General features: G+C 67.3%; 24 protein-coding genes. 19 read left to right on the top strand and 5 right to left on the bottom strand.

Annotated elements, in window-relative coordinates; genetic code table 11:
• The first annotated feature begins 15 nt into the window (after positions 1-15).
• The 6 genes from A5752_RS14775 (at position 16) to ahcY (ending at position 5560) form a co-directional block, all read left to right on the top strand.
• Positions 16-1485 carry an amino acid permease gene (locus A5752_RS14775; protein ID WP_067086776.1) on the top strand — a complete coding sequence of 490 codons (1470 nt, stop codon included), beginning with the start codon at positions 16-18 and terminating at the stop codon, positions 1483-1485.
• Positions 1486-1662: 177 nt separating this feature from the next.
• Entirely contained in the window at positions 1663-2889 is a 1227-nt protein-coding gene (locus A5752_RS14770; protein WP_067086774.1) for an alkane 1-monooxygenase, read from the top strand.
• On the top strand, positions 2886-3053 hold the full coding sequence (locus A5752_RS27160; RefSeq protein WP_082963897.1) for a rubredoxin: 168 nt from the start codon (positions 2886-2888) through the stop codon (positions 3051-3053). The genes A5752_RS14770 and A5752_RS27160 overlap by 4 nt, the downstream gene beginning before the upstream one ends.
• Positions 3054-3128: 75 nt before the next feature.
• Positions 3129-3311 carry a rubredoxin gene (locus A5752_RS14765; protein WP_067086968.1) on the top strand — a complete coding sequence of 61 codons (183 nt, stop codon included), beginning with the start codon at positions 3129-3131 and terminating at the stop codon, positions 3309-3311.
• Complete coding sequence (gene alkX, locus A5752_RS14760) at positions 3308-3955, top strand: TetR family transcriptional regulator AlkX (protein WP_082963896.1); 648 nt, start codon at positions 3308-3310, stop codon at positions 3953-3955. Before A5752_RS14765 ends, alkX begins: the two co-directional genes overlap by 4 nt.
• 147 nt (positions 3956-4102) lie before the next feature.
• Positions 4103-5560, top strand: coding sequence for an adenosylhomocysteinase (gene ahcY, locus A5752_RS14755; RefSeq protein ID WP_067086768.1), 1458 nt, complete (start codon positions 4103-4105; stop codon positions 5558-5560).
• Positions 5561-5630: 70 nt separating this feature from the next.
• On the opposite strand, the gene A5752_RS14750 is transcribed toward ahcY, so the two are convergent.
• Together A5752_RS14750 and A5752_RS14745 are read right to left on the bottom strand one after the other, a co-directional pair.
• Positions 5631-6278, bottom strand: coding sequence for an LppU/SCO3897 family protein (locus A5752_RS14750; protein ID WP_067086765.1), 648 nt, complete (start codon positions 6276-6278; stop codon positions 5631-5633).
• A gap of 81 nt (positions 6279-6359) precedes the next feature.
• Positions 6360-7046: a DUF899 domain-containing protein gene (locus A5752_RS14745; protein ID WP_067086763.1), complete on the bottom strand. Its 687-nt coding sequence runs from the start codon at positions 7044-7046 to the stop codon at positions 6360-6362.
• A 164-nt stretch (positions 7047-7210) separates the two neighbouring features.
• Between A5752_RS14745 and A5752_RS14740 the strand changes: the two genes are divergently transcribed.
• On the top strand, positions 7211-8488 hold the full coding sequence (locus A5752_RS14740) for a lipase family protein (protein WP_067086964.1): 1278 nt from the start codon (positions 7211-7213) through the stop codon (positions 8486-8488).
• 10 nt (positions 8489-8498) lie between these two features.
• On the opposite strand, the gene A5752_RS14735 is transcribed toward A5752_RS14740, so the two are convergent.
• Entirely contained in the window at positions 8499-8867 is a 369-nt protein-coding gene (locus A5752_RS14735; protein ID WP_067086760.1) for a heme-binding protein, read from the bottom strand.
• Positions 8868-8990: 123 nt separating this feature from the next.
• Here A5752_RS14735 and A5752_RS14730 point away from each other — a divergent pair, with 123 nt between their 5' ends.
• The 7 genes from A5752_RS14730 (at position 8991) to secA (ending at position 18589) form a co-directional block, all read left to right on the top strand.
• Complete coding sequence (locus tag A5752_RS14730) at positions 8991-9623, top strand: dTMP kinase (protein ID WP_067086757.1); 633 nt, start codon at positions 8991-8993, stop codon at positions 9621-9623.
• A 79-nt stretch (positions 9624-9702) separates the two neighbouring features.
• Entirely contained in the window at positions 9703-10389 is a 687-nt protein-coding gene (mtrA, locus tag A5752_RS14725; protein WP_059099010.1) for a two-component system response regulator MtrA, read from the top strand.
• Positions 10390-10460: 71 nt separating this feature from the next.
• On the top strand, positions 10461-12107 hold the full coding sequence (mtrB, locus tag A5752_RS14720) for an MtrAB system histidine kinase MtrB (protein ID WP_067086755.1): 1647 nt from the start codon (positions 10461-10463) through the stop codon (positions 12105-12107).
• 5 nt (positions 12108-12112) lie between these two features.
• Positions 12113-13861 carry an MtrAB system accessory lipoprotein LpqB gene (lpqB, locus tag A5752_RS14715; RefSeq protein ID WP_197500627.1) on the top strand — a complete coding sequence of 583 codons (1749 nt, stop codon included), beginning with the start codon at positions 12113-12115 and terminating at the stop codon, positions 13859-13861.
• Between the two features lie 127 nt (positions 13862-13988).
• Entirely contained in the window at positions 13989-14618 is a 630-nt protein-coding gene (locus tag A5752_RS14710; protein ID WP_067086749.1) for a ComF family protein, read from the top strand.
• 318 nt (positions 14619-14936) lie between these two features.
• Positions 14937-15563: a ribosome hibernation-promoting factor, HPF/YfiA family gene (hpf, locus tag A5752_RS14705; protein ID WP_197500626.1), complete on the top strand. Its 627-nt coding sequence runs from the start codon at positions 14937-14939 to the stop codon at positions 15561-15563.
• A gap of 203 nt (positions 15564-15766) precedes the next feature.
• Positions 15767-18589: a preprotein translocase subunit SecA gene (secA, locus tag A5752_RS14700; RefSeq protein ID WP_067086744.1), complete on the top strand. Its 2823-nt coding sequence runs from the start codon at positions 15767-15769 to the stop codon at positions 18587-18589.
• Here secA and A5752_RS14695 read toward each other — a convergent pair.
• Positions 18586-19056 carry an SRPBCC family protein gene (locus tag A5752_RS14695; protein WP_067086741.1) on the bottom strand — a complete coding sequence of 157 codons (471 nt, stop codon included), beginning with the start codon at positions 19054-19056 and terminating at the stop codon, positions 18586-18588. The genes secA and A5752_RS14695 overlap by 4 nt on opposite strands.
• A gap of 17 nt (positions 19057-19073) precedes the next feature.
• The gene (locus tag A5752_RS14690) at positions 19074-19436 is read right to left on the bottom strand and encodes an Rv3235 family protein (protein ID WP_231983415.1); all 363 of its coding nucleotides are present in this window, start codon (positions 19434-19436) and stop codon (positions 19074-19076) included.
• A gap of 364 nt (positions 19437-19800) precedes the next feature.
• Here A5752_RS14690 and A5752_RS14685 point away from each other — a divergent pair, with 364 nt between their 5' ends.
• The 5 genes from A5752_RS14685 (at position 19801) to A5752_RS14665 (ending at position 26046) form a co-directional block, all read left to right on the top strand.
• Positions 19801-21210, top strand: a complete 1410-nt coding sequence (locus tag A5752_RS14685; protein WP_067086736.1) for a WS/DGAT/MGAT family O-acyltransferase — start codon at positions 19801-19803, stop codon at positions 21208-21210.
• A 61-nt stretch (positions 21211-21271) separates the two neighbouring features.
• Positions 21272-23026, top strand: coding sequence for a BCCT family transporter (locus tag A5752_RS14680; RefSeq protein ID WP_067086733.1), 1755 nt, complete (start codon positions 21272-21274; stop codon positions 23024-23026).
• 6 nt (positions 23027-23032) lie between these two features.
• Positions 23033-23533, top strand: a complete 501-nt coding sequence (locus A5752_RS14675) for a DUF6912 family protein (protein ID WP_156613876.1) — start codon at positions 23033-23035, stop codon at positions 23531-23533.
• Positions 23534-23592: 59 nt separating this feature from the next.
• Positions 23593-24723 carry a ferredoxin reductase gene (locus tag A5752_RS14670; RefSeq protein WP_067086727.1) on the top strand — a complete coding sequence of 377 codons (1131 nt, stop codon included), beginning with the start codon at positions 23593-23595 and terminating at the stop codon, positions 24721-24723.
• Positions 24724-24792: 69 nt separating this feature from the next.
• On the top strand, positions 24793-26046 hold the full coding sequence (locus A5752_RS14665; protein WP_067086724.1) for a fatty acid desaturase family protein: 1254 nt from the start codon (positions 24793-24795) through the stop codon (positions 26044-26046).
• Positions 26047-26097 lie beyond the last annotated feature (51 nt).

Raw genomic sequence — 26097 nt, 5'->3', positions numbered from 1 at the left:
CCAGGAGGACCTGCGATGGCTCGGCGGACGAAGTCGGTGGAGCAGTCCATCGCCGACACCGATGAACCCGACACCCGCCTGCGCAAGGACCTGAACTGGTGGGACCTCACCGTGTTCGGGGTCTCGGTGGTGATCGGCGCGGGCATCTTCACCATCACCGCCTCGACAGCGGGCAACCTCACTGGCCCGGCGATATCGATCTCGTTCGTGCTGGCCGCGATCGCCTGCGGGTTGGCGGCGCTGTGCTACGCCGAATTCGCCTCGACGGTGCCGGTCGCCGGCAGCGCCTACACGTTCTCCTACGCGACGTTCGGGGAGTTCGTCGCCTGGGTCATCGGATGGGACCTGATCCTCGAGTTCGCGGTCGCGTCGGCCGTCGTCGCGAAAGGGTGGTCGAGTTACCTCGGCGAGGTGTTCAACTTCGGCGGCGGAACGGCGGAATTCGGTTGGCTGCAACTGGATTGGGGCGCCCTGCTGATCATCGCGTTCGTCACCGTGATCCTCGCCATCGGCACCAAGCTCTCGGCCGGGGTCAGCCTGGCGATCACCGTGATCAAGGTGGGGGTGGTGCTGCTGGTCGTCGCGGTCGGCGCGTTCTACATCAAGGCCGCCAACTACTCGCCGTTCCTGCCGCCCGCGGAAGCGGGTGAGGGCGGACGGGGCACCGATCAGTCGCTGCTGTCCCTGATCACCGGCGCCGAAGGCAGCAGCTACGGGTGGTACGGCCTGCTGGCCGGCGCCTCGATCGTGTTCTTCGCGTTCATCGGCTTCGACGTCGTGGCCACCACCGCGGAGGAGACCAAGAACCCACAGCGCGACGTCTCCCGGGGCATCCTGGCCTCGCTCGCGATCGTGACGGTGCTCTACGTCGCGGTGTCGGTCGTCCTGACCGGCATGGTGCGTTACACCGAGTTGCGCGCGGCGGGGGAGAAGGCCAACCTCGCAACGGCGTTCAGAGCCAACGGAATCGACTGGGCGGCGAAGGTGATCTCGATCGGCGCGCTGGCCGGCCTGACCACGGTGGTGATCGTGTTGGTGCTCGGGCAGACGCGGGTGTTCTTCGCGATGTCACGCGACGGGTTGTTGCCCCGCTCGCTGGCCAAGACCGGTCGCCACGGAACTCCCGTGCGCATCACGTTGATCGTCGGCGTGGTCGTCGCGATCACCGCCTCGGTGTTCCCGATCGACAAGCTCGAGGAGATGGTCAACATCGGCACGCTGTTCGCGTTCGTGCTGGTGTCCGCCGGCGTGATCGTGCTGCGACGCTCGCGGCCCGACCTGGAGCGCGGGTTCCGGGTGCCCGGCGTGCCGTGGCTGCCGATCGCCTCGATCGTCGCCTGCGTCTGGCTGATGCTGAACCTCACCGCGCTGACGTGGATCCGCTTCCTCATCTGGATGGCGATCGGCGTCGCGCTCTACTTCGCCTACGGCCGCCGCCATTCGGTGCTGGGCCGCCGCGAACGCGAATCCATCACCACCGCCTAGTAACCCTCTGCTGCCGAGCGCGCAGCCTTGTACAGATTTCGGGTCCGAAACCGTACAAGGGTGCGCGCTCGCGGCCGGTAGAGCTTTACAAAAGATAGCTCTGTGTCTAGACAACCGACAAATTGGCTTCTATAGTCAAGCTCAGACGCGACAGCACTCACTTCAGGAGGCTCGGCAGTGACCACGCAGACATCGGATCTCGACGCCATCGAATGGCGGGACAAGAAGCGCTACCTGTGGCTGATGGGCTTGATCGCGCCGACGGCGCTGTTCGTGATGCTGCCGCTGGTGTGGGCTTTCAACCACTGGGGTTGGCACGCCGCGGCGCAGGTGCCGTTCTGGATCGGGCCGATCCTGCTGTACATCGTGCTGCCGGCGCTGGACCTGAAGTTCGGGCCGGATGGGCAGAACCCGCCCGACGAGGTGATGGAGCGGCTGGAGAACGACAAGTACTACCGCTACTGCACCTACGCCTACATCCCATTCCAGTACGCCAGCGTGATCGTCGGCGCCTACCTGTTCACCGCATCGGACCTGAGCTGGCTCGGCTTCGACGGGGGACTGGGCTGGCCGGCCAAGATCGGCCTGGCGCTCTCGGTCGGTCTGCTCGGCGGGGTCGGCATCAACACCGCCCACGAAATGGGGCACAAAAAGGACTCGCTCGAGCGGTGGCTGGCCAAGATCACGCTGGCGCAGACGTGCTACGGCCACTTCTACATCGAGCACAACCGCGGCCACCACGTCCGCGTCGCCACGCCCGAGGACCCGGCGTCGGCCCGCTTCGGCGAAACATTCTGGGAGTTCTTGCCGCGCAGCGTGTTCGGGTCACTGAAGTCGGCGTGGGAGCTGGAGGCCAAGCGGCTCGAGCGTAGCGGGCGCAGCACGCGGGATCCAAGAACGTACTGGAGCAACGACGTCCTCAACGCCTGGGTGATGTCGATCGTGTTCTACGGTGCGCTGATCGCGGTGTTCGGCTGGGCGTTGATCCCCTACATCGTCATCTCGGCGGTGTTCGGCTTCACGTTGCTCGAGACCGTGAACTACCTCGAGCACTACGGTCTGCTGCGGCAAAAAACCTCGAGCGGCCGCTACGAACGCTGCGCGCCGGTGCACAGCTGGAACTCCGATCACGTCGTGACCAACCTGTTCCTGTATCACCTGCAGCGACACAGCGATCACCACGCCAACCCGACCCGGCGCTACCAGACGCTGCGCAGCATGGAGGGCGCGCCGAACCTGCCGAGCGGCTACGCGTCGATGATGGCGCTGACGTACGTCCCGGCGCTGTGGCGCCGGGTGATGGACCACCGGGTGCTCGACCACTACGACGGCGACATCACCCGCGTGAACGTGCACCCCCGCGTGCGCGACAAGGTGCTGGCCCGCCACGGAGTGCACGCGTGAACGCCTACCGCTGCCCGGGCTGTGACTACGTCTACGACGAGACGAAAGGGGCTCCGCGGGAAGGCTTTCCGGCCGGAACGCAATGGAGCGACATTCCCGAAGACTGGAGCTGCCCCGATTGCGCTGTGCGCGAGAAGGTCGACTTCGAACCCCTTACCCGTTGACTCTGCGCCCACGGCGCGAAAGTGCGAGTGATCCTCGCCGTGAGCGCAGAGTCAACTGAAGAAGAAGAAGGTGAAGTGATGGACTACAAACTGTTCGTCTGCGTGCAGTGCGGATTCGAGTACGACGAGGAGAAGGGCTGGCCGGAGGACGGTATCGCCCCCGGCACGCGTTGGGACGATATCCCTGACGACTGGAGCTGCCCGGACTGCGGCGCGGCCAAGTCCGACTTCGAGATGGTCGAGGTCGCCCGTTCGTGACGACTAGTCTCGCGCGTGTGAACAGCCCGCGCCGGACCGCGCAGCGCATCCCCTACGCCGAAGCGTCGAGGGTGTTGCTGCGCGATTCCATCCTCGACGGGATGCGCGAACTGCTGCTCACCCGCGACTGGTCGGCGATCACCTTGTCCGACGTCGCCAAGGCCGCCGGCATCAGCCGCCAGACCATTTACAACGAATTCGGCTCGCGCCAGGGTTTGGCCCAGGCGTACGCGATGCGGTTGGCCGACCGGCTGGTCGACCAGATCGACGACGCCATCGAAGGCAACGTCGGCGACGTCTTCGCGGCGTTCAGCCAGGGCTTCCGCGACTTCTTCACCGAGTCCGCCGCCGACCCGCTGGTGATCTCGCTGCTGACCGGTGAGGCCAAACCGGACCTGTTGCAGCTCATCACCACCGACAGCGGGCCGATCATCACCCATTGCAGCCAGCGGCTGACGCAGACGTTCATCGACAGCTGGGTGAAGGCCAGCGAAGAGGACGCCGGAGTGCTGGCCAGGGCCATCGTCCGGCTCGCGATGAGCTACGTCTCGATGCCGCCCGAAGCCAACCATGATGTAGCACGTGACCTGGCCCGATTGATGACACCGTTCGCCGAACGCTACGGTGTTATCGATATTCCTTAGCTGTCAGAGCGCCACGGCCGGTTCCAACCGCACGCGCCTGTCCCGCGAGCCCGCAGGCTATGGATGTCTACTCAGATGTCGCCGTGCGCACATCTGTGCGCTCACAGGCACTGCTCATAGGCAATGACGAATGAAAAGGGGCTCTACATGACTGAGCTGAAAGCCGACTCCCGTAACGGGATCGACTACAAGGTCGCCGACCTGTCTCTCGCTGACTACGGCCGCAAGGAGATCCGCCTGGCCGAGCACGAGATGCCCGGCCTGATGGCGCTGCGCGAGGAGTACCACGACGTGCAGCCGCTCAAGGGCGCGCGCATCTCGGGCTCGCTGCACATGACCGTGCAGACGGCGGTGCTGATCGAAACGCTGGTGGCGCTCGGCGCCGAGGTTCGGTGGGCGTCGTGCAACATCTTCTCCACCCAGGACCACGCGGCCGCGGCCGTCGTCGTCGGCCCGCACGGCACGCCGGAGGAGCCCAAGGGCACCCCGGTCTTCGCGTGGAAGGGCGAAACGCTCGAGGAGTACTGGTGGGCCGCCGAGGAGATGCTCACCTGGGAGGGCGAGCCGGCGAACATGATCCTCGACGACGGCGGCGACGCCACGATGATGGTGTTGCGCGGCGCGCAGTACGAGAAGCAGGGCGTGGTCCCGCCGGCCGAGGACGACGATCCGGCGGAGTGGAAGGTCTTCCTCGGCGTGCTGCGCAAGCGCTTCGAGACCGACAAGAACAAGTGGACCAAGATCGCGGAGTCGGTCAAGGGCGTCACCGAGGAGACGACGACGGGCGTGCTGCGCCTGTACCAGTTCGAGGCCGCCGGTGAGCTGCCGTTCCCGGCGATCAACGTCAACGACTCGGTCACCAAGAGCAAGTTCGACAACAAGTACGGCACCCGGCACTCGCTGATCGACGGCATCAACCGCGGCACCGACGTCCTGATCGGCGGCAAGAAGGTGCTGATCTGCGGCTACGGCGACGTCGGCAAGGGCTGCGCGGAGTCGCTGGCCGGGCAGGGCGCGCGCGTCGCGGTCACCGAGATCGACCCGATCAACGCGCTTCAGGCGCTGATGGACGGGTTCGACGTGGTGACCGTCGAGGACGGGATCGGCGAGGCCGACATCGTCATCACCGCGACGGGCAATAAGGACATCATCACGCTCGATCACATGCGGGCGATGAAGGACCAGGCGATCCTGGGCAACATCGGCCACTTCGACAACGAGATCGACATGGCCGCCCTGGAGCGTTCGGGCGCGAAGAAGCTCAACATCAAGCCGCAGGTCGACCAGTGGATCTTCGACGACGGTAAGTCGATCGTGGTGCTGTCCGAGGGCCGTCTGCTCAACCTGGGCAACGCGACGGGCCACCCGTCGTTCGTGATGAGCAACAGCTTCTCCAACCAGGTCATCGCGCAGATCGAGCTGTGGACCAAGAACGACGAGTACGACAACGCGGTCTACCGGTTGGCCAAGCATCTCGACGAGAAGGTTGCGCGCATCCACGTCGAGGCGCTCGGCGGCCAGTTGACCAAGCTCAGCAAGGAGCAGGCGGAGTACATCGGCGTCGACGTCGAGGGCCCGTACAAGCCGGAGCACTACCGCTACTGATCACGTCCTCACCGATACTGCGGGGCGATCGCGATTCTTTCGAATTCCGTGATCTCCCCGCAGTTTCGCGTCAGCGGTTGCCGGTCGGGGACAGGCATACCACCCGCGCTGGTTCGACGACCGAAACCGGATTGGTGTCCGGCGGGCACAACCGGGTGTCGGTCGTGCCGTCGAAGCGCTGCACCGCCTCGATCTGTGCACCGGAAGTGCCGCAGGTTCGTAGACGCAGTGGCGCGTCTGAGGTGTCGGTGGTGTTCACCGCGTAGCAGTTGTTCTCGATGAAGTTCGCAGCGAAGCACACGGTCGCGTCGTCGGAGACCAGCGAGGCGTAGGCGGTTTCGCTGCGCGCCTTGCCGTCCGGACACGTCGCGTCGGGCCCGCCTCTGGAGGCGACCTCCAATACGGCAACCGGCTTGCCACAGTCGACAGGTTTGAGCGTCCCCTTGGCGTAGTCATCGGCGGTGACACAGTCGCCGACCGCCACATCGTCACCGGATGATTCAGAGGAACCGACCGTGCGCAGCGCTGCACCCGCCAGGCCGAGCACGAGGATCACCGCGCCTGTGATGATCAAGGCGGTACCGCGCCGCTTCGGCGGTTCCCCGGGCGTCACCGACTTCGATGAGCGGCGCCGCACGATCCCGACGATCAGCAACGCAAGCCCGATGGCGGGAATCAACAGCGTGGCGAACAGATAGCCGAGGTTGTACGCCGCCACGTCCGATCCTTTCGACAGGGTTGAGCACTCGACGTCGATTCTCCGCTATCGCAGATGCCCTCGAGCGCACGTTTTCAACCCCTACGCCGGGTACTCGTCGCGTTTGCGCGGCCAGTCGGAGAAATCCTCGCCTCGGCCCTTGGGCGCACGATCCAACAGCTGCCAGGTCGCGTTCAGCGCCTCGGTGCCGCGGTCGTAGGTCGAGTAAGTGTGGTAGACCGCGCCGTCCTCGAGCGCGAAGCAGCTGAGCGCCATCAGCTCCATGACGTCGAGCATGCTGCCGCTGCCCTTGCCGAAGTCGCGACGCGGCGTCGGAACATGCATGTAGCCGAAGAAGTCGGCGTCGAAATCGCTGCCGCCCGAGGACACCCACTCGATGTCCCAGCCCATCCGCCGCTTGTAGGCCTCGAGAACGGGAAGGGGGGAGCGCGATGACAAAAGGAACGTCACGTCCCGGCGCGCCAGGTGCGGTACCGCACCGACCAGATTGTCGGTCTCGAATGTGCACCCCGGGCAGCCCTCCGGCGTGTTCGGCCCGTGCATGAAATGCCGCACGATCAACTGTGATCGGCCGTCGAACAGTTCGGTCAGTGTCCGCCGCCCGGACGTCGTGTCGAACTCGTAGGGCTTGTCCACCCGCACCCAGGGCAGCGCCTGCCGCTGCTTGGCGAGCTCGGCGGCCCTGCGGGTCAGCTCTTTCTCCTGGGCCAGCTGTTGTTCGTACGCCGCGCGCCACTGTTCGCGTGTTCCGACCTGATGCGTCGTCATCGTGCCTGCCTCCTCGATACGAATGGGTTCGGCGAAACAGACTCGCGTCGACGCTCGAACTCATCGGGTTCACGATGTGTTGAGGCGGAAACGGGCCTCATGGAACCAGTTTCGTTGCTAACGTCCGACCGGTGGGCCGCATCCTCGGAATCGCGATCGCCCTCATGATCTCCGTTGTGGGGATTTCGCCACCCGCATCCGCCGACGATCCGACCATCGACGATCACAACCCCATCTTCAACGAGGACGAATACCAGGCGTTCTACACGCCACCGGACCCGTTGCCGCCGGGCAGGCCCGGCGACCTGATCCGCACGGAGCCGTCGCGCCTGGTGCTCGAACCGTCCGGCGAACTCGGCATGATCATGGCCGAAGGCACGCGAATCATGTACCGCAGCAACGACGCTCGGGGCAATCCGGACGTCGTCACCGGTACGTACTTCGAACCGCACGCGCCGTGGCCGTTCGGCGGACCACGCCCGCTGATCGTCTACGGTCCCGGCACCCAGGGCCAGGGAGACCAGTGCGCGCCGTCGCGGCAGTTCAACCAGGGCATCCACTGGTCGCCGTATCTCGACATCGCGTTCAACTACGAGGAGCTGTTCGTCGCGACGATGGTCGCGCGCGGGTTCGCGATCGTCATGACCGATTACGAGGGCCTGGGTACGCCCGGCTTACACACTTATGCGAACCGAGTTTCCCAGGGGTATGCGATGCTCGACGCCGCCCGCGCCGCGAAGAACCTGCCCGATACCTCGCTGACGCCGGACGGTCCGCTGGCGTTCTGGGGTTACTCGCAGGGCGGGGGCGCCGCGGCGTCGGCAGCCGAGATGGCCGAGTCGTACGCCCCGGAACTCAACGTGGTCGGCTCTTATGCCGGTGCGCCGCCCGCCGACCTGAAGGCGCTGTTCCCGTTCATCGACGGCAGCATGCTGATCGGCGCCGTGGGTTATGCGCTGAACGGCGTGATCGCGGCATACCCCGAACACGAGGCGGCCATCCGGGCGACGCTGACCCCGCGCGGCACCGACCTCCTCTACAAGGTGCAGGACCAGTGCGTCGCCGAGACGCTGACCAAGTTCATGTTCCGGCACCTGCAGCCGTACTTCAATCAGGACATCTTCCATCTCGTCGAGCAGGAGCCGTTCTCGTCGCTGTTCGACGAGCAGAAGCTGGGCCGCATGAAACCCAATGCGCCCGTTTTGATCAACGCCAACCGATATGACCCGCTGGTCCCGTGGGCCCCGGCGATGCAGATGGGCCGCGACTGGTGCGCCCAGGGCGCCGACGTCGAGGCGCGCACCAACGAGCAGCCGCCGTTCCTCAACAAGGCGATGGTCAACCACGGCCTGCCGATGCTGGTCGACGGCGAACCGGCCATGCAGTGGATCGCGGACCGGTTCAAGGGCGTGCCGACCACACCCAACTGCGGACGCTTCTGAACACCAACGGTCAGGGCACAGCCGTTGCGCCGCAGTGGTTCTTGAGGTCGACGAGCGGCTGGCGGATGCCGGCCATCTCGGCGCTCTCCTGCGGATGGTCGGCCATGTAGGTCGTCACTCGTGCCGCGACCTGCTCACGCGAGAGACCCCGCAGCGTGCTCATGTACGAGTTCAGGTCCGGATGGGTGAACAAATACGCCGACGTCGACGCGTCGACGCCGGCGCGCACGCCCTCGAGATCGGCGGTGGAGCAATTCGCCGGTCCCGCATCGGAATTCGTATCGGCCTGGGCGAGCGGGGCGATCAGCAGCGCTGCGGCTCCGGCCGCCCCGACGAGGGTTGCCAGCGAAAGCGGGACTGACCTGCGGATGTTGGGCATTGCGATGGACTCCTGGGATGGATTGCGTTGTTTGCCAGTCTGTTGCCGCCCCGCGCGCGCCGCACGCTGTCCCAAGCAGTTACACAGGAACTCCGCAGGGAGCGGCAAGCTAGTCTCACAGCCGTGCTGATGGTCATCGAAGGGGTCGACGGTGCGGGCAAACGCACGCTGACCAACGGCCTGCGAACCGCGTTCGAGGCCAATGGCAGGACGGTGGCCAGCCTGGCGTTTCCCCGCTACGGCCAGTCCGTGGAGGCCGACGTGGCCGCCGAGGCGCTGCACGGTTCGCACGGCGATCTGGCCGACTCGGTCTACGCGATGGCCGTGCTGTTCGCGCTCGACCGTGCGCGTGCCAGGGTCGAGGTCGAACGCCTGCAGGCTGCCTACGACGTCGTCATCCTCGACCGCTACGTCGCGTCCAACGCCGCCTACAGCGCTGCGCGACTGCACCAGGACGCCGACGGTGAGGTCGTCGAGTGGGTGCGCGTGTTGGAGTACGAGCGGCTCGCGCTACCGCGACCGGACGCCCAGGTACTGCTCGCCGTCCCGACCGAGCTCGCCGCCCAGCGCGCCGAGCACCGCGCCAACACCGAGGCCGACCGGGCCAAGGACGCCTACGAGCGTGACGGCGGGCTGCAGCAACGCACCTCCGACGTCTACGCCGGGCTGGCCGCCGCGCACTGGTGCGGACCCTGGACGGTGGCCGGACCCGACGTCGACGCCGCGGCCTTGGCCGCCGAACTGGACGCTCGGTAGGCCTGTTCGGGCACATTCGCCGGTCAACACGCGAAACGCGCCGTGTGGTAGCCGGGGTTTATCGCAATTCGGTGACACCATGGACTCCATGAGGCAAAGGATTCTGGTTGTCGACGATGACCCGTCGCTCGCCGAGATGCTCACCATCGTGCTGCGGGGGGAAGGTTTCGACACCGCGGTCATCGGTGACGGCACCCAAGCGCTGACCGCGGTCCGCGAACTGCGGCCCGATCTGGTGCTGCTGGACCTAATGTTGCCCGGTATGAACGGCATCGACGTCTGCCGGGTGCTCCGTGCGGACTCCGGTGTGCCGATCGTCATGCTGACCGCCAAGACGGACACGGTCGATGTGGTGCTGGGCCTGGAGTCCGGCGCCGACGACTACGTGATGAAGCCGTTCAAGCCCAAGGAACTCGTCGCGCGCGTTCGAGCGAGGTTGCGGCGCAACGAGGACGAGCCGGCCGAGATGCTCTCCATCGGCGATGTCGACATCGACGTGCCCGCGCACAAGGTCACCCGGCAGGGCGAACAGATCTCGCTGACCCCGCTGGAGTTCGACCTGTTGGTGGCGTTGGCGCGCAAACCACGCCAGGTGTTTACTCGAGATGTGCTGCTCGAACAGGTGTGGGGTTATCGGCACCCCGCGGACACCCGTTTGGTGAACGTGCATGTCCAGCGGCTGCGGGCGAAGGTCGAGAAGGACCCGGAGAACCCCCAGGTGGTGCTCACCGTTCGAGGAGTGGGATACAAGGCCGGACCCCCGTGACAGGCACGGCTCGGCCGTGGTCGTGATCTCGACCGCACGGCGGTCGCCGTGTTGACCACCCGGCGGGCGCCGTGATCTTCAGTTCCAGACGACGCATCCATCGCCGTTCGGCGCCGTTGGTGCGCGGACTGGGCGCGTTGGGGCGGGCGATCAGCCTCGCCTGGCGGCGCTCTCTGCAGCTGCGCGTCGTCTCGTTGACGCTGGGCCTGTCGCTGGCCGTCATCCTCGTGCTCGGTTTCGTGCTGACCAGTCAGATCACCGACCGCATCCTCGAGGTCAAGGTGCGCGCGGCCACCGAACAGATCGACCGCGCGCGCACTACCGTCAGCGGAATCGTCGGCGGTGAGGAGACCCGCTCGCTCGATAGCAGCCTGCAGTTGGCGCGCAACACGCTGATCGACCGCAGCGCCGACGCCGAACCGGGCCTGGCGGGCACATTCGACGCGGTGCTGGTGGTGCCCGGCGACGGGCCGCGCGCGGCGACCGCGGCCGGTCCCGTCCAGCAGGTGCCCGACACTTTGCGCGACTTCGTCAAGGCCGGTCAGGTCAGCTACCAGTACGCGACCGTGCACACCGACGGCTTCTCCGGCCCCGCGCTGATCGTCGGTAGCCCCACGTCGTCGCCGGTGACGAATCTCGAGCTGTACCTGATCTTTCCGTTGAACAACGAAGAGTCGACGATCGCACTGGTCCGCGGGACGATGGCGACCGGCGGCGTGGTGCTGCTCGGCCTGCTCGCCGCGATCGCCCTGCTGGTGGCGCGCCAGATCGTGCTTCCGGTGCGGTCGGCATCGCGCATCGCCGAGCGGTTCGCCGAAGGTCACCTCACCGAGCGCATGCCGGTGCGCGGCGAGGACGACATGGCCCGCCTGGCCGTCTCGTTCAACGACATGGCCGAGAGCCTGCACCGTCAGATCACCCAGCTCGAGGAGTTCGGCAACCTGCAGCGGCGGTTCACGTCGGATGTCAGCCACGAACTGCGGACACCGTTGACCACGGTGCGCATGGCCGCCGACCTGATCTACGACCACAGCGAGGACCTCGACCCGGCGCTGCGCCGGTCCACCGAGCTGATGGTCAGCGAGCTCGACCGCTTCGAGACGCTGCTCAACGACCTGCTCGAGATCTCCCGCCACGACGCCGGCGTCGCCGAGCTGTCGGTCGAGTCGCTGGATCTGCGCTCGACGGTGCAGAGCGCGCTGGACAACGTCGGACACCTCGCGGCCGACGCCGAGGTCGAGCTCATCGTCGACATGCCCACCAAGGAAGTCATCGCCGAGGTCGACCCGCGCCGCGTAGAGCGCATCCTGCGCAACCTGATCGCCAACGCCATCGATCACGCCGAACACAAACCGGTGCGCATCCGGATGGCCGCCGACGACGACACCGCCGCCGTCACCGTCCGCGACTACGGGGTCGGGCTGCGACCCGGCGAGGAGAAGCTGGTGTTCAGCCGGTTCTGGCGGTCGGATCCTTCGCGGGTGCGGCGTTCCGGCGGCACCGGTCTGGGCCTGGCGATCAGCATCGAAGACGCCCGTCTGCACCAGGGCAGGCTCGAGGCGTGGGGCGAACCCGGCAAGGGCGCCTGCTTCCGCCTGACGTTGCCGCTCGTGCGCGGGCACAAGGTGACGACCAGCCCGCTGCCGTTGAAACCCGTCGCGCCGGACGAACCTCCGCCCCGCAATCGCGATCGTGAGCCCGCGCAGGAGTCCGTGTGAGAAGCGTGCTGGCGGCCCTGAGCCTGCTGGCCTTGGTTCTGACGGGTTGTGCAGGTGTGCCCAGCTCGTCGTCGCCCCAGGCCATCGGGACCGTCGACCGGCCCGCCCCGCCCAGCCTGCCCAAGCCGACGCCGGGCATGGATCCCGATGTGTTGCTGCGCGAATTCCTCAAGGCGACAGCCGATCCCGCGAACCGGCATCTGGCCGCGCGGCAGTTCCTCACCGAATCCGCATCGCAGGCTTGGGATGACGCGGGCAGCGCGCTGCTGATCGACAACGTGGTCTTCGTCGAAACCCGCGGCCCGGACCGGGTCTCGGTGAGCATGCGCGCCGACATCCTCGGCTCGCTGTCGGACATGGGGGTGTTCGAGACGGGGGAGGGCGCGCTGCCCGACCCCGGCCCGATCGAACTGATCAAGACACCCGACGGTTGGCGCATCGACAAGCTGCCCAACGGCGTCTTCCTCGATTGGCAACAGTTCCAGGCCACGTACCGCCGCAACACGCTGTACTTCGTCGACCCCACGGGCAGCACCGTCGTGCCGGACCCGCGCTACGTCGCGGTGTCCGATCCCGACCAGCTTGCCACCGAACTGGTCAGCAAGCTGATCGCCGGTCCGCGACCGGAGATGGTCAAGACCGTCCGCAACCTGTTGGACCCGCCGCTGAAGCTGCGCGGCCCGGTCACCCGCGCCGACGGCGGCAAGATGGGCGTCGGCCGCGGATACGGCGGGGCCCGCATCGATCTGGACAACCTGTCGACCACCGACCCGCACAGCAGGCAACTGCTTGCGGCGCAACTCATCTGGACCCTGTTCCGCGCCGGCGTCAACGGGCCGTACGTGATCAACGCCGACGGCGCCGCCCTCGACGACCGGTTCGCCGACGGCTGGGAGACCTCCGACGTGGCGGCCACCGACCCCGGTGCCGCCTCCGGCGTCGCGGCCGGGCTGCACGCGTTGGTGGGCGGTTCCCTTGTCGCCCTTGACGGTCAGCGGGCGCCGCGGGTGCCGGGCCCGTTCGGGCAGATGCCGGGCCAGACCGCGGCGGCGGTCTCGCGCAGCGGGCAGGAGGTCGCGTCGATCGTCACGCTGCGCCCGGGCGCACCCGACACCTCGTCGACGATGTGGGTGGGGGCGTTGGGTGGCAACGCGTCTCAGGTGTTGGACGCGAGAAGCCTGTCGCGCCCGAGTTGGGCGCTCGACAACGCGGTGTGGGTGGTGATCGACGGCAACAACGTCGTGCGCGTCATCCAGGATGCGTCGGGCCAACCGGCGCGCATACCGGTCGACTCCACGCCGGTGTCGAGCCGGTTCCCGGGCGTGATCACCGAATTGCAGCTGTCGCGCGACGGCACCCGCGCGGCGCTGGTCATCGACGGTCAGGTCATCCTCGCCGGTGTCGAGCAGACGCCGGGCGGGGGCTACGCGCTGACCTATCCGCGACGGCTGGGATACGGGTTGCGCAACACGGTGGTGTCGCTGTCGTGGCGCACCGGCGACGACATCGTGGTCAGCCGAACCGATCCGCAGCATCCGGTGTCGTACGTCAACCTCGACGGCGTCAACTCCGACGGCCCGAGCCGCAACCTGCTGATGCCGGTCACCACGGTGGCGGCCAACCCGTCGACCGTCTACGTCGCCGATGCCCGCGGGGTCGTGCAGCTGTCGGGTTCGGTCGCCGAGGACGATCCGGCGTGGGCCGAGGTGCGCCCGCTGCTGGTGCCGGGCGCCGAACCGGTCCTGCCGGGCTGACCGGCGTTCGTCGAGTTCTGCGTCGGGGCTATGAAATCGGCCGGGCGACAACCACTCTGCAGAAGTCGGTGAGCAAGCCGAACACGGACGCGGCGGAGATGTCACCGATCATCGCCACACTGACCGCATGCTCGACCTCGTGCTTCCGCTGCAGTGCGGCGGCTGTGGTGCACCATCGACGCGGTGGTGCGCGGCCTGCGCCTCGGCGCTGACGGTCAGGGCCGAGGACCCGCATCTCGTCTCGCCCCGCCTGGACCCGGGCGTGCCGGTGTTCTCGCTCGGCCGTTACGCGGGGCCCCGGCGGGCCGCCGTGATCGCACTCAAAGAACACGGCCGCATCGACCTGATCCGGCCGCTGGCCGCCGCCGTGGGGACCGGCGTGGCGCACCTGCTCACCTGGGGTCTTCTCGACGCCCCGTTGACGCTGGTGCCCGCGCCCACCCGCCGGTCGTCGGCCCGGCGGCGCGGCGGTGACCCGGTGACGCGGATGGCCCGCGCAGCGGTCGCCGACCTGCCGGGCGTGACCGTCGTACCCGCGCTGCGCACGCGCGCGTTCGCGGCGGATTCGGTCGGGCTGTCCACCGGTGATCGGCAGCGCAACATCGCAGGCCGGGTCAAGGTCGTGCGGCCCGTGGCGGGCGAGGTGCTCGTCGTCGACGACATCGTGACGACCGGCGCGACGGCCGCCGAATCCGTTCGCGTGCTGCGCACCACTGGGGCTCGCGTGGCGGCCGTGCTGGTTGTGGCAAACGCGTGAGGGCCGCCGCGACCGGCCATATATCAGACCGAGGTGAAGAACTGGAAACAGGTACCGAGATTCACTGGCACTACCGGGTGAACGCGGCTACCGTCGGCAGCAACACCCGTGAATGACTCACGGCCGGCGCTCAAGATCGAAGCGCCAGCATCGCCGACGCGGTAGGAGGTGAGTAGACGACACCTTGCACCGGCGAGCGGCGAGACATGCAAAGCCCCGTCGGTGCGGATCCCATGACAACCCGGGCACGCTGATGCGTGCGGACGCCGAAGAAACGAGTTGCCAAGCATGTCAAGCCAATCCCTGGACTCCCGCACGATGGTGATCGAGGACGAAACGCCCGAACCTCGACCGCACGCCGAGGTCGCGGTCACCGGCCGAAACGTCGAGATCCCCGACCACTTCCGCAAGTACGTCGCAGAGAAACTGTCACGCCTGGAACGATTCGACCGCACGATCCATCTGTTCGACGTCGAGCTCGACCACGAGCGCAACCGACGTCAACGCAAGAACTGTCAACACGTGGAGATCACCGCTCGCGGCCGTGGCCCTGTGGTCCGTGCCGAAGCCTGCGCCGACAGCTTCTACGGCGCCATGGAGTCGGCGGTGGACAAGCTCGCCGAGCGACTGCGCCGCGCGCGCGACCGCCGCAAGATCCACTACGGCGACAAGACCCCGGTGTCGGTGGCCAAGGCCACCGCGGTCACCCCGCAACCCGAGCCCGCACCGGCCGAACACGACGGCGCGGCGCTCGAGGAGCACGAGCCCGGCCGCATCGTGCGGGTCAAGGAACACCCGGCCACCCCGATGACCGTCGACGACGCGCTGTCGCAGATGGAACTGGTCGGCCACGACTTCTTCTTGTTCCACGACAAGGAGAGCGACCGGCCGTCCGTCGTCTACCGCAGGCACGCCTACGACTACGGCCTCATTCGGCTCGCCTGAGCCGGTGGCCTGATTCGGCTCGCCTGAGCCGGTGGCCTCATTCGGCTCGCCTGAGCCGGCTCGCCTGACTCGCGGCCCGGTCCGGCTCACCCGAGCCGGGCGGGGCCGCGATTTTGCCTGGCCCGACGTAGCTTGGCCGGGTCGGGGCGCGTGTCACCTACCATGGGTTCAGCTCAAGACTTCCAACCCATAGGGGAACTAGCGTGCTGCAAAAGTTGCTGCGTCTCGGCGAGGGCCGCATGGTCAAGCGCCTCAAGGGGGTGGCCGACTACGTCGACTCCCTGGCCGGCGATGTCGAGAAGCTGACCGACGCTGAACTGCGGGCCAAGACCGACGAGTTCAAGAAGCGCGTCGACAACGGCGAAAGCCTCGACGACCTGCTGCCCGAGGCGTTCGCGGTCGCGCGCGAGGCGGCCTGGCGGGTGCTGGACCAGAAGCCGTTCAAGGTGCAGCTGATGGGTGGCGCGGCGCTGCACTTCGGCAACGTCGCGGAGATGAAGACCGGTGAAGGAAAGACGCTGACCGGCGTGCTTCCCGCCTACCTCAACGCGCTGTCCGGCAAGGGCGTGCACATCGTCACCGTCAACGACTACCTGGCCAGGCGCGACGCCGAGTGGATGGGCCGTGTGCACCGGTTCCTCGGCCTCAACGTCGACGTCATCCTGGCGCAGATGACGCCCGACCAGCGGCGTACGGCCTATGCCGCCGACATCACGTACGGCACCAACAACGAGTTCGGTTTCGACTATCTGCGCGACAACATGGCGCATTCGCTGGACGACCTGGTCCAGCGCGGGCACAACTTCGCGATCGTCGACGAGGTCGACTCCATCCTCATCGACGAGGCCAGGACCCCGCTGATCATCTCCGGCCCGGCCGACGGCGCCTCGCAGTGGTACACCGAGTTCGCCCGGATCGTGCCGATGATGGAGAAGGACGTCCACTACGAGGTCGACATCCGTAAGCGGACCGTCGGCGTGCACGAGCTCGGCGTCGAGTTCGTCGAGGACCAGCTGGGCATCGACAACCTCTACGAGGCGGCCAACTCGCCGCTGGTCAGCTACCTGAACAACGCGCTGAAGGCCAAGGAGCTGTTCCAGCGCGACAAGGACTACATCGTTCGCGACGGCGAGGTGCTCATCGTCGACGAGTTCACCGGCCGCGTGCTGGTCGGTCGTCGCTACAACGAGGGCATGCACCAGGCCATCGAGGCCAAGGAGCGCGTCGAGATCAAGGCCGAGAACCAGACGCTGGCCACGATCACGCTGCAGAACTACTTCCGGCTCTACGACAAGCTCGCGGGCATGACGGGCACCGCCCAGACCGAGGCGGCCGAGCTGCACGAGATCTACAAGCTCGGCGTCGTGCCGATCCCGACCAACAAGCCGATGATCCGCGCCGACCAGTCGGACCTGATCTACAAGACCGAAGAGGCGAAGTTCATCGCGGTCGTCGACGACGTCGCCGAACGCTACGAGAAGGGGCAGCCGGTCCTGATCGGCACCACCAGCGTGGAGCGTTCGGAGTACCTGTCGCGCCAGTTCACCAAGCGCCGGATCCCCCACAACGTGCTCAACGCGAAGTACCACGAGCAGGAGGCGTCGATCATCGCCGAGGCCGGCCGGCTGGGCGCGATCACCGTCGCGACGAACATGGCCGGCCGCGGCACCGACATCGTGCTGGGCGGCAACCCCGACTTCCTCACCGACAAGCGGTTGCGCGAGCGCGGCCTGGACCCCGTCGAGACCCCCGAAGAGTACGAGAAGGCGTGGCACGAAACGCTGTCACAGGTCAAGGCGGAATGCGCGCGGGAGGCCGAGGACGTCATCGCCGCCGGCGGCCTCTACGTGCTGGGCACCGAACGCCACGAGTCGCGCCGCATCGACAACCAGCTGCGTGGCCGCTCCGGCCGCCAGGGTGATCCAGGTGAATCGCGGTTCTACCTGTCGCTGGGCGACGAGCTGATGCGACGGTTCAACGGCGCCACCCTCGAAGCGTTGTTGACGCGGCTGAACCTGCCCGACGACGTGCCCATCGAGGCGAAGATGGTGACCCGCGCGATCAAGAGCGCGCAGACGCAGGTCGAGCAGCAGAACTTCGAGGTCCGCAAGAACGTCCTGAAGTACGACGAGGTGATGAACAAGCAGCGCATGGTCATCTACGACGAGCGCCGCCGCATCCTCGAGGGCGAGAACCTCGCCGAACAGGCACGCAAGATGCTCGTCGACGTGATCACCGCTTACGTCGACGGGGCGACCGCCGAGGGCTACGCCGAGGACTGGGATCTCGAGCAGCTCTGGACCGCGCTCAAGCAGCTCTACCCGGTGGGCATCGACCACCACGACCTGATCGACTCCGACGCCGTCGGCGAGCCCGGCGAGCTGACCCGCGACGAGTTGCTCGACGCGCTGATCGCCGACGCCGAGCGCGCATACGCCGAGCGCGAGAAGCAGATCGAGGAGATCGCCGGCGAGGGTGCGATGCGCCAGCTGGAACGCAATGTGCTGCTCAACGTGCTGGACCGCAAGTGGCGCGAACATCTCTACGAGATGGACTACCTCAAGGAGGGCATCGGCCTGCGCGCCATGGCGCAGCGCGACCCCCTGGTCGAGTACCAGCGCGAGGGCTACGACATGTTCATCGGGATGCTCGAGGGGCTCAAGGAGGAGTCGGTCGGATTCCTGTTCAACGTGACGGTCGAAGCCGCGCCGCAGCCCACCGTCGCACCCGTCGCCCCGCCGTCCGGACTGAGCGAGTTCGCCGAGGCCGCCGCGGCGCAGGCGCAGGGTGGCGTCGCGACCAAGGAGCGGCCCGCGCCAACGGGTCTGCGCGCCAAGGGAATCGACGACGAGTCGCGACCGCTGACCTACAGCGGGCCGTCGGAGGACGGCTCGGCTCAGGTGCAGCGCTCGGGCAACGGCGGACCGGCGCGGCCCGCGGCGTCGGCCGGCGGTGGCACCCGCAAGCAGCGGCGTGAGGCCGCGCGCCAGCAGGCCCGCGAGCAGAAGGCGATGCGCCGCCGCTAAGGCTCGACGAGGGCGGCGAGGCGACCCAGCGTGGCCCGCATCCCGTCCTCGGCCTGCTTGGGTGTCGAACCCATCTTGAGCATGAGGCGTTGCCGGTCCTCGGAGACGTCCCAGGTTTCGCGCACCAGCGTGCCGTCCGGCGCCGCTTCGAGTTCGTAGCGCCAGATGCGCCCGCCGATCAGCCCGAGCGGGCCCATCGTCGTCTTCCAGGCGATGCGGCGGTCCGGTTCGAACTCGACGACGGTGTTCGTGGTCCGGTACGGCAGGAACAGCGACTCAGGCCGGCCACGCATCGCCATGCCGAATGTCGTTCCGGCGGAGAGTGGTTGGGACTTCCCGGCCGGCGCGTGACCGACGGTGCCCGAGCCGTCGAAGGCCGCATGGCGCCCGGCGTCGGCGAGCAACGCGAAGATCGCGGCGGCGGGCGCACTGATGACGCGCTCCACGCTGATCGAGTTTCCCTGCACGCCGAGCAGGCTAACGCTCAACCGATCTGCAGCGCGACCACCCGCCAGCGCTGACCGTCGAACGCGATCCGCGCCGCGATCGCGCGGATGCGCTGTCCGCGACTGTATGTGCCGAAAACCTCCGCGGCCGCACCGTCATCGACCACACGCAACCGGACGCGGCGCAGCGTGGCCACCGTGGCGTGCGGGTGCCGGGTCATCGCGAGCACGGCCTCGATGAGCGCCGGTGCCAGCAACGGACGCAGCTGTGCCAGCGGACGGCGCCGGTCGATCACCTCGAGCACCCGGCGCAACGCCGCGTCGGCGAACAGGACCGCGCCGCGGGATGGGGCCGGCTCGGGCGGCGTCGGCGCCGCACGTCGCAGGTGCGCTGTTCGCACACCTGTGGCCGGTCTGCCGGATGGGCGGCGGTGCAGGTTTTTTGGCGACGGCGGTGCGCAGGCGCCAACACCGATCGGCGGCGGTTCGCAGTCGATGACCGGCGCCACCAACGGCATTCGTCGCTCATCGGGTACGGGTGCAGCCTGGCCGGCAGGTGTGCAGAATGGTGTCACAACACGATCTCCAGTCAATCGACGAGACAGGACCCGTCTGCTGGAGAGTGGCAGACCTCTTCATGATCGCACGTCTCACAGACACCGAGACGCACCCGTGATGCGCATCCGCAGGGTTTGCCTATAGCGTGGCGGGGACTTCGGCACACGCGGTCGGACCGCGGCAGTACAGGGGAGGGACGACGTCGCGATGGTCACCCGGTTGTCGACGGCGGACGCGTCGTTCTACCACCTGGAGAACACGTCGACGCCGATGTACGTCGGATCGCTGGCGATCCTCCGCAAACCGCGCAGCGGGCTGAGCTACGAGACCCTGCTCGCCACCGTCGAACAGCGGCTGCCGCAGATCCCCCGGTACCGCCAGAAGGTGCGCGAGGTGACGTTGGGGCTGGCGCGTCCGGTGTGGGTGGACGATCCAGACTTCGACATCACGTACCACATTCGGCGGTCGGCGCTGCCTTCGCCGGGCAGCGACTCGCAGCTGCACGAGCTCATCGCCCGGCTCGGGTCGCGCCCGCTGGACCGGTCGCGCCCGCTGTGGGAGATGTATTTGATCGAAGGCCTGGCCAAGAACCGGATCGCGATCTACACGAAGTCTCACCAGGCGTTGGTGAACGGGATGACGGCGCTGGAGATCGGCCACGTCATCGCCGACCGCACCCAGAAGCCGCCGGAGTTCGGCGAGGACATCTGGATCCCGTTGCGCGAACCCAGCGATCGGCAACTGTTGCTGGGTGCGCTCGGCGAGTGGATCATGCGCCCCGCCGAGCAGATGGGCGCCGTCCGCTCCGCCGTCGTCGACGTCGCGACGAACGCGGGCCAGCTGGTCAACATGGGGCGCAGGTTCGTCGACGTGGTCCGCACGGTCGCGCGGGGCACCGCGCCGAGCAGCCCGCTGAACACCACCGTCTCGCGCAACCGACGGTTCACGGTCGCCAGCGGGCGCCTCGAGGACTTCCGCGCGGTGCGGGCCCGCTACGACTGCGACGTCAACGACGTGGTGTTGGCCGTGGTGGCCGGCGCGTTGCGCAACTGGCTGATGTCGCGCGGGGAACCGGTGACCTCGACGACGAGGGTGCGCGCGATGGCGCCCATGTCGGTGTATCCGGATGCCGAACTCGACGCGACCGGCCCGGGTCAGGCCATCAGCGAGGTGACGCCGTTCCTCGTCGACCTCCCCGTCGGTGAGGGCAACCCCGTGGTGCGGCTCTCCCAGATCGCGCACGCGACCGAGTCGGCGTCCAGCGCCGCGAGCCTGGTCGACGCGCGCACCATCGTCACCCTGTCGGGGTTCGCGCCGCCGACCCTGCACGCCATGGGTATCCGCGTCGCCACGACGTTCTCCGCGCGTCAGTTCAACCTGCTGATCACGAACGTGCCCGGTGCGCAGCACCAGATGTACGTCGCGGGCACCAAACTGCTCGAGACCTACGCGGTGCCGCCGCTGCTGAGCAACCAGGTGTTGGCGATGGGGGTGACGTCCTACAACGGCATGGTCTACTTCGGCATCAACGCCGACCGCGACGCCATGAGCGACGTCGATGTTTTGCCCGATCTGCTGCGTGAATCGCTGGAAGAACTGCTAGAAGCCGCGCAATAACACGATCGCTGCGTTTGCCGGATTGACTCGCCCGCGGCCAGCAAGGTCGAATTGGATCACCATGACGACGAGCGCAGAGAACGAGACGACAGGAAAGACCAGGGCCGCGACGCGCCGGGCACTCAGATCGCCTAACCAGGACGTGGTCCCTCACCCGGCGCTCGACCAGCCGCCCCGCGACGACGCCGCCACCCGATCCCGCGGCGTGGACTGGGTCGTCTTCGGAATCACCGCCGTCATCGCCATCGGCTTTCTGACCTGGGGCTTCGTCAGCACCTCGTCGCTGGCGTCGGCCTCGGACAGCGCGCTGACGTGGGTGATGAACAACACCGGTTGGCTGTTCGTGCTGACCGCCTCGGGTTTCGTCGTCTTCATCCTGTGGCTCGCGCTCGGCCGGTTCGGCGCGATCCCGCTGGGGCGGGACGACGAAGAACCCGAGTTCCACGGGGTGTCCTGGGTCGCGATGATGTTCAGCGCCGGCATGGGTATCGGCCTGATGTTCTTCGGGGTGGCCGAACCGCTGTCGCACTTCGCGACGCCGCCGCCCGGCACCGGTGCCGCCGGTAATCCCGAAGCCGTGCAGACCGCGATGGCCACGACGCTGTTCCACTGGTCGTTGCACCCGTGGGCGATCTACGCGGTCGTGGGCCTGGCGATCAGCTACGGCGTCTACCGCAAGGGCAGGCTGCAGTTGATCAGCGCGGCTTTCGAACCGTTACTGGGCAACCGCGCGAACGGACCCCTGGGCAAGGTCATCGACATGCTGGCGATCTTCGCCACGCTGTTCGGCTCGGCCGCCTCGCTCGGCCTCGGCGCGCTGCAGATCCGCAGCGGGCTGCAGATCGTCGGCGGTATCGGCGAAACGGGCAACACGATCCTGGTCGTCATCATCACGGTGCTCACGGTGGCGTTCGTGCTCTCGGCGGTGTCGGGGGTCGCGCGCGGCATTCAGTGGCTGTCCAACATCAACATGGTGCTGGCCCTTGTGCTCGCGCTCTTCGTATTCGTCGTGGGCCCAACGGTTTTCATCCTCAACCTGCTGCCGACATCGCTCGGTAGCTACGTGGCTGACCTGGCGATGATGTCCGCGCGCACCGGCGCCGAGGGCTCCGACGTCAACGAGTGGCTGCAGACGTGGACGATCTTCTACTGGGCGTGGTGGGTGTCGTGGACGCCATTCGTCGGGATGTTCATCGCGCGGATCTCACGCGGGCGCACCATCCGCCAGTTCGTCACCGGTGTGCTGCTGGTGCCGAGCCTGGTGTCGCTGGTCTGGTTCGCGGTTTTCGGCGGTTCGGCCATCCGCGAGCAGCAGGAGGGTGTGGACCTCGCCGGTGAGGGCAGCATCGAGGCTCAGCTGTTCGGCCTGCTCGACCAGTATCCGATCGCCACGATCGCCAGCGTTCTGGTGATGGTGCTCGTCGCGATCTTCTTCGTGTCCGGAGCCGACGCCGCGTCGGTGGTGATGGGCTCCCTGTCCGAGCGCGGCACGATCAAACCCGGTCGAGGCACCGTCATCTTCTGGGGTGTGGCGACCGGTGCCGTCGCCGCGGTGATGCTGCTGGTCGGCGGCGAGGACGCGCTGAACGGCTTGCAGACCATCACGATCCTGGCCGCGTTGCCGTTCGTCGTCGTGATGGTCGGCCTGGCGGTGGGCCTGGTGAAGGACCTGCGCCGCGACCCGATGATGGTCCGCCAGCAGTACGCCAAGGAAGCCGTCGACACCGCGGTCATCCAGGGGGTGACCGAACACGGCGACGACTTCGTGATCTCGGTGGAGAAGGATCCGGCGAGCGAGAAGACGGCCGACGACTAACCTCGCCTGGTGCGCGTCTACATCCCCGCGACCCTGACCATGCTGCAACAGCTCGTTGCCGACCGGGTGATGCACGCCCGCAGCGGCACGGCGTTCGCGGTGACGCATGCGCTGCGCGAGTCTTACGCCGAGGGCGACGATGAGGAGCTCGCCGAGGTCGCGCGGCAGGAGGCCGCGATGGCCTCGCTGCGCCTGCTCGCAGGAGAAGGAGTGGGTGAGCTGCCGCCGCGGCGCGCGGTGGTGGAGGCCGAGGTCGATGACGCGACGGTGCGGCCCGATCTGGACGACGCCGTGGTGCGGTTGGCTGGCCCGATCTCGTTCGACGACGTCATCGCCGCCTACGTCGACAACGCGGAGGCCGAGTCCGCGGTGCTGCCCGCGATCGAGGCCGTGGACGAGGCCGATCTCGGCGACGAGGATGCGGAGTTCGTCGTCGGCGACGCGCAGGACCACGACCTGGCCTGGTATGCGCCGCAGGAGTTGCCGTTCCTACTCGAACTGCTCTGAGCGGTCGGTCGGCCGGATCCGGTTGGATACGGGAGCGTAGGTTACGGTACCGTAGGTTCATGGCCAAGAACTACGTCAAAGTCTCGGCCAACGTCGCCGACACGGTTCGTCCGTCCGTCAACACCGGCAATCCGGGCCTGCGGGCCCTGCGCACCATCGCGAGCCGGATCACGACGCCGCTGCTTCCCGATGACTACCTGCAGCTCGCCAACCCGCTGTGGTCGGCGCGCGAGCTGCGCGGCAAAGTGCTCGACGTCCGCAAGGAGACCGACGATTCGGCGACGCTGGTCATCAAGCCCGGGTGGGGTTTCTCGTTCGACTACCAGCCCGGCCAGTACATCGGCATCGGTGTGCAGGTCGACGGTCGCTGGCGCTGGCGGTCCTACTCGCTGACATCGGCCCCATCCCGCACCATCCGCACCATCACGATCACGGTCAAGGCGATGCCCGAAGGATTCTTGTCGACGCATCTGGTCGACGGGCTCGCGCCCGGCACGATCGTGCGCCTGGCCGCGCCGCAGGGCAACTTCGTCATGCCCGATCCCGCGCCGTCGAAGGTGCTGTTCCTGACCGGCGGCTCCGGCATCACGCCGGTGATGTCGATGCTGCGCACGTTGGCACGGCGCGATCAGATCACCGACATCGTCCATGTGCATTCCGCGCCAACGGAATCCGACGTCATGTTCGCCGCCGAGCTCGGCGAGCTGGCCGATGCGCACGACGGCTACCGGCTGCTGGTGCGTGCGACGCGTACACACGGCCGGATGGACCTGTCGCGGCTCGACGACGAGGTGCCCGACTGGCGCGAGCGCCAGACGTGGGCGTGCGGTCCCGAGGGCATGCTCGACGCGGCCCAGCGCAGTTGGGCGGCGGCCGGGCTCGCCGAGCGTCTACACCTCGAGCGGTTCGCCGTGTCCAAGGCCGCGGTGCACGGGCAGGGAGGAACGGTGGAGTTCGCGCGCAGCGGGAAGACGGTCGAGGTGGACGCCGCGACGCCGCTGATGGAGGCGGGCGAAGAAGCCGGCATCCGCATGCCGTTCGGATGCCGCATGGGCATCTGCCAGTCGTGCGTGGTGGGCCTGGTCGAAGGCCACGTGCGCGACCTGCGCACCGGCGTCGAGCGGGAACCGGGGAGCCGGATACAGACCTGCGTCTCGGCGGCATCCGGCGATTGTGTGCTGGATGTCTGAGGTTTACTGGCTGGTAACCTACGGGTACGTAGGTTACGGTAGCGTAGGCATACGAGAGGAGGCCTGACGATGGCAATCACCGACGTTCCCGAGTTCGCGCATCTCACCGATGCCGACATCGAGAGTCTGGCCGTGGAGCTGGACGCAATCCGGCAGGACATCGAGGACTCCCGCGGTGAGCGCGACGCGCGCTACATCCGTCGCACCATCGCCGCGCAGCGGGCGCTGGAGATCGCCGGCCGCGTGATGCTGGCCGCCAGCTCGCGTCGCTCGGCATGGTGGGCGGGCACCGCGACCCTGGGCGTGGCCAAGATCATCGAGAACATGGAGATCGGCCACAACGTCATGCACGGTCAATGGGATTGGATGAACGATCCCGAGATCCACTCCTCGACGTGGGAGTGGGACATGAGCGGGGCGGCCAAACACTGGCGCTTCACCCACAACTTCATGCACCACAAGTACACCAACATCCTGGGCATGGACGACGATGTGGGCTACGGTCTGCTGCGCGTGACGCGTGACCAGAAGTGGAAGCCGCACAACGTTTTCAACGTGCTGTACAACACCATGCTCGCCACGCTCTTCGAGTGGGGCGTCGGCCTGCAGCACCTCGAGATCGGTAAGATCTTCAAGGGCCGCGACGACCGCAGGGCGACCATGATCCGGCTGCGCGAGTTCGGCACGAAGGCCGGCCAGCAGGTGTTCAAGGATTACGTCGCCTGGCCCGCGGTGACCTCGCTGTCGCCTGGTGCGACTTACAAGTCGACGCTCAAGGCGAACGCGGTGGCCAACATCATTCGCAACATCTGGTCCAACGCGGTGATCTTCTGCGGCCACTTCCCGGATGGCGCAGAGAAATTCACCAAGACCGACATGATCGGCGAGACCAAGGGTGAGTGGTACCTGCGCCAGATGCTCGGTAGCGCCAACTTCGAGAACGGCCCGGTGCTGCGGTTCATGAGCGGCAACCTGTGCCACCAGATCGAGCATCACCTGTACCCGGATTTGCCGAGTAATCGGCTCTATGAGATCTCCATGCGGGTGCGCGAGCTGTGCGACAAGTACGACCTGCCGTACACGACCGGTTCGTTCCTGGTGCAGTACGGCAAGACGTGGCGCACGATCGCCAAGCTGTCGCTTCCGGACAAGTTCCTGCGTGACACCGCCGACGATGCGCCCGAGACGCGCAGCGAGCGGATGTTCGCCGAGCTTCAGCCGGGCGAACGGCGTGGTCTGAAGTCGTCGATTGCGGCCGTGCGGGCCCGTCGTCGCGAGAAGCGCGCCGTCCGCGCCCAGGCTCGAACCCAGCGCGCCGCCTAGCTGCTGCCCCCTGACTTCCGCGAGCGTGCGTGTTTGCACACGACACGCCGC

The organism is Mycobacterium sp. 852002-51961_SCH5331710 (assembly GCF_001665535.1).
Classification (GTDB): Bacteria; Actinomycetota; Actinomycetes; order Mycobacteriales; family Mycobacteriaceae; genus Mycobacterium.
This window is presented reverse-complemented; position numbering and strand designations above follow the sequence as displayed.

Bases quoted from the DNA above. Each gene is read 5' to 3' on its own strand.
- A5752_RS14775 (WP_067086776.1), top strand. From the start codon at position 16: ATGGCTCGGCGGACGAAGTCGGTGGAGCAGTCCATCGCCGACACCGAT.
- ahcY (WP_067086768.1), top strand. From the start codon at position 4,103: ATGACTGAGCTGAAAGCCGACTCCCGTAACGGGATCGACTACAAGGTC.
- A5752_RS14745 (WP_067086763.1), bottom strand. From the start codon at position 7,046: ATGACGACGCATCAGGTCGGAACACGCGAACAGTGGCGCGCGGCGTAC.
- A5752_RS14740 (WP_067086964.1), top strand. From the start codon at position 7,211: ATGATCTCCGTTGTGGGGATTTCGCCACCCGCATCCGCCGACGATCCG.
- A5752_RS14735 (WP_067086760.1), bottom strand. From the start codon at position 8,867: ATGCCCAACATCCGCAGGTCAGTCCCGCTTTCGCTGGCAACCCTCGTC.
- mtrA (WP_059099010.1), top strand. From the start codon at position 9,703: ATGGACTCCATGAGGCAAAGGATTCTGGTTGTCGACGATGACCCGTCG.
- A5752_RS14710 (WP_067086749.1), top strand. From the start codon at position 13,989: ATGCTCGACCTCGTGCTTCCGCTGCAGTGCGGCGGCTGTGGTGCACCA.
- hpf (WP_197500626.1), top strand. From the start codon at position 14,937: ATGGTGATCGAGGACGAAACGCCCGAACCTCGACCGCACGCCGAGGTC.
- A5752_RS14685 (WP_067086736.1), top strand. From the start codon at position 19,801: ATGGTCACCCGGTTGTCGACGGCGGACGCGTCGTTCTACCACCTGGAG.
- A5752_RS14680 (WP_067086733.1), top strand. From the start codon at position 21,272: ATGACGACGAGCGCAGAGAACGAGACGACAGGAAAGACCAGGGCCGCG.
- A5752_RS14670 (WP_067086727.1), top strand. From the start codon at position 23,593: ATGGCCAAGAACTACGTCAAAGTCTCGGCCAACGTCGCCGACACGGTT.
- A5752_RS14665 (WP_067086724.1), top strand. From the start codon at position 24,793: ATGGCAATCACCGACGTTCCCGAGTTCGCGCATCTCACCGATGCCGAC.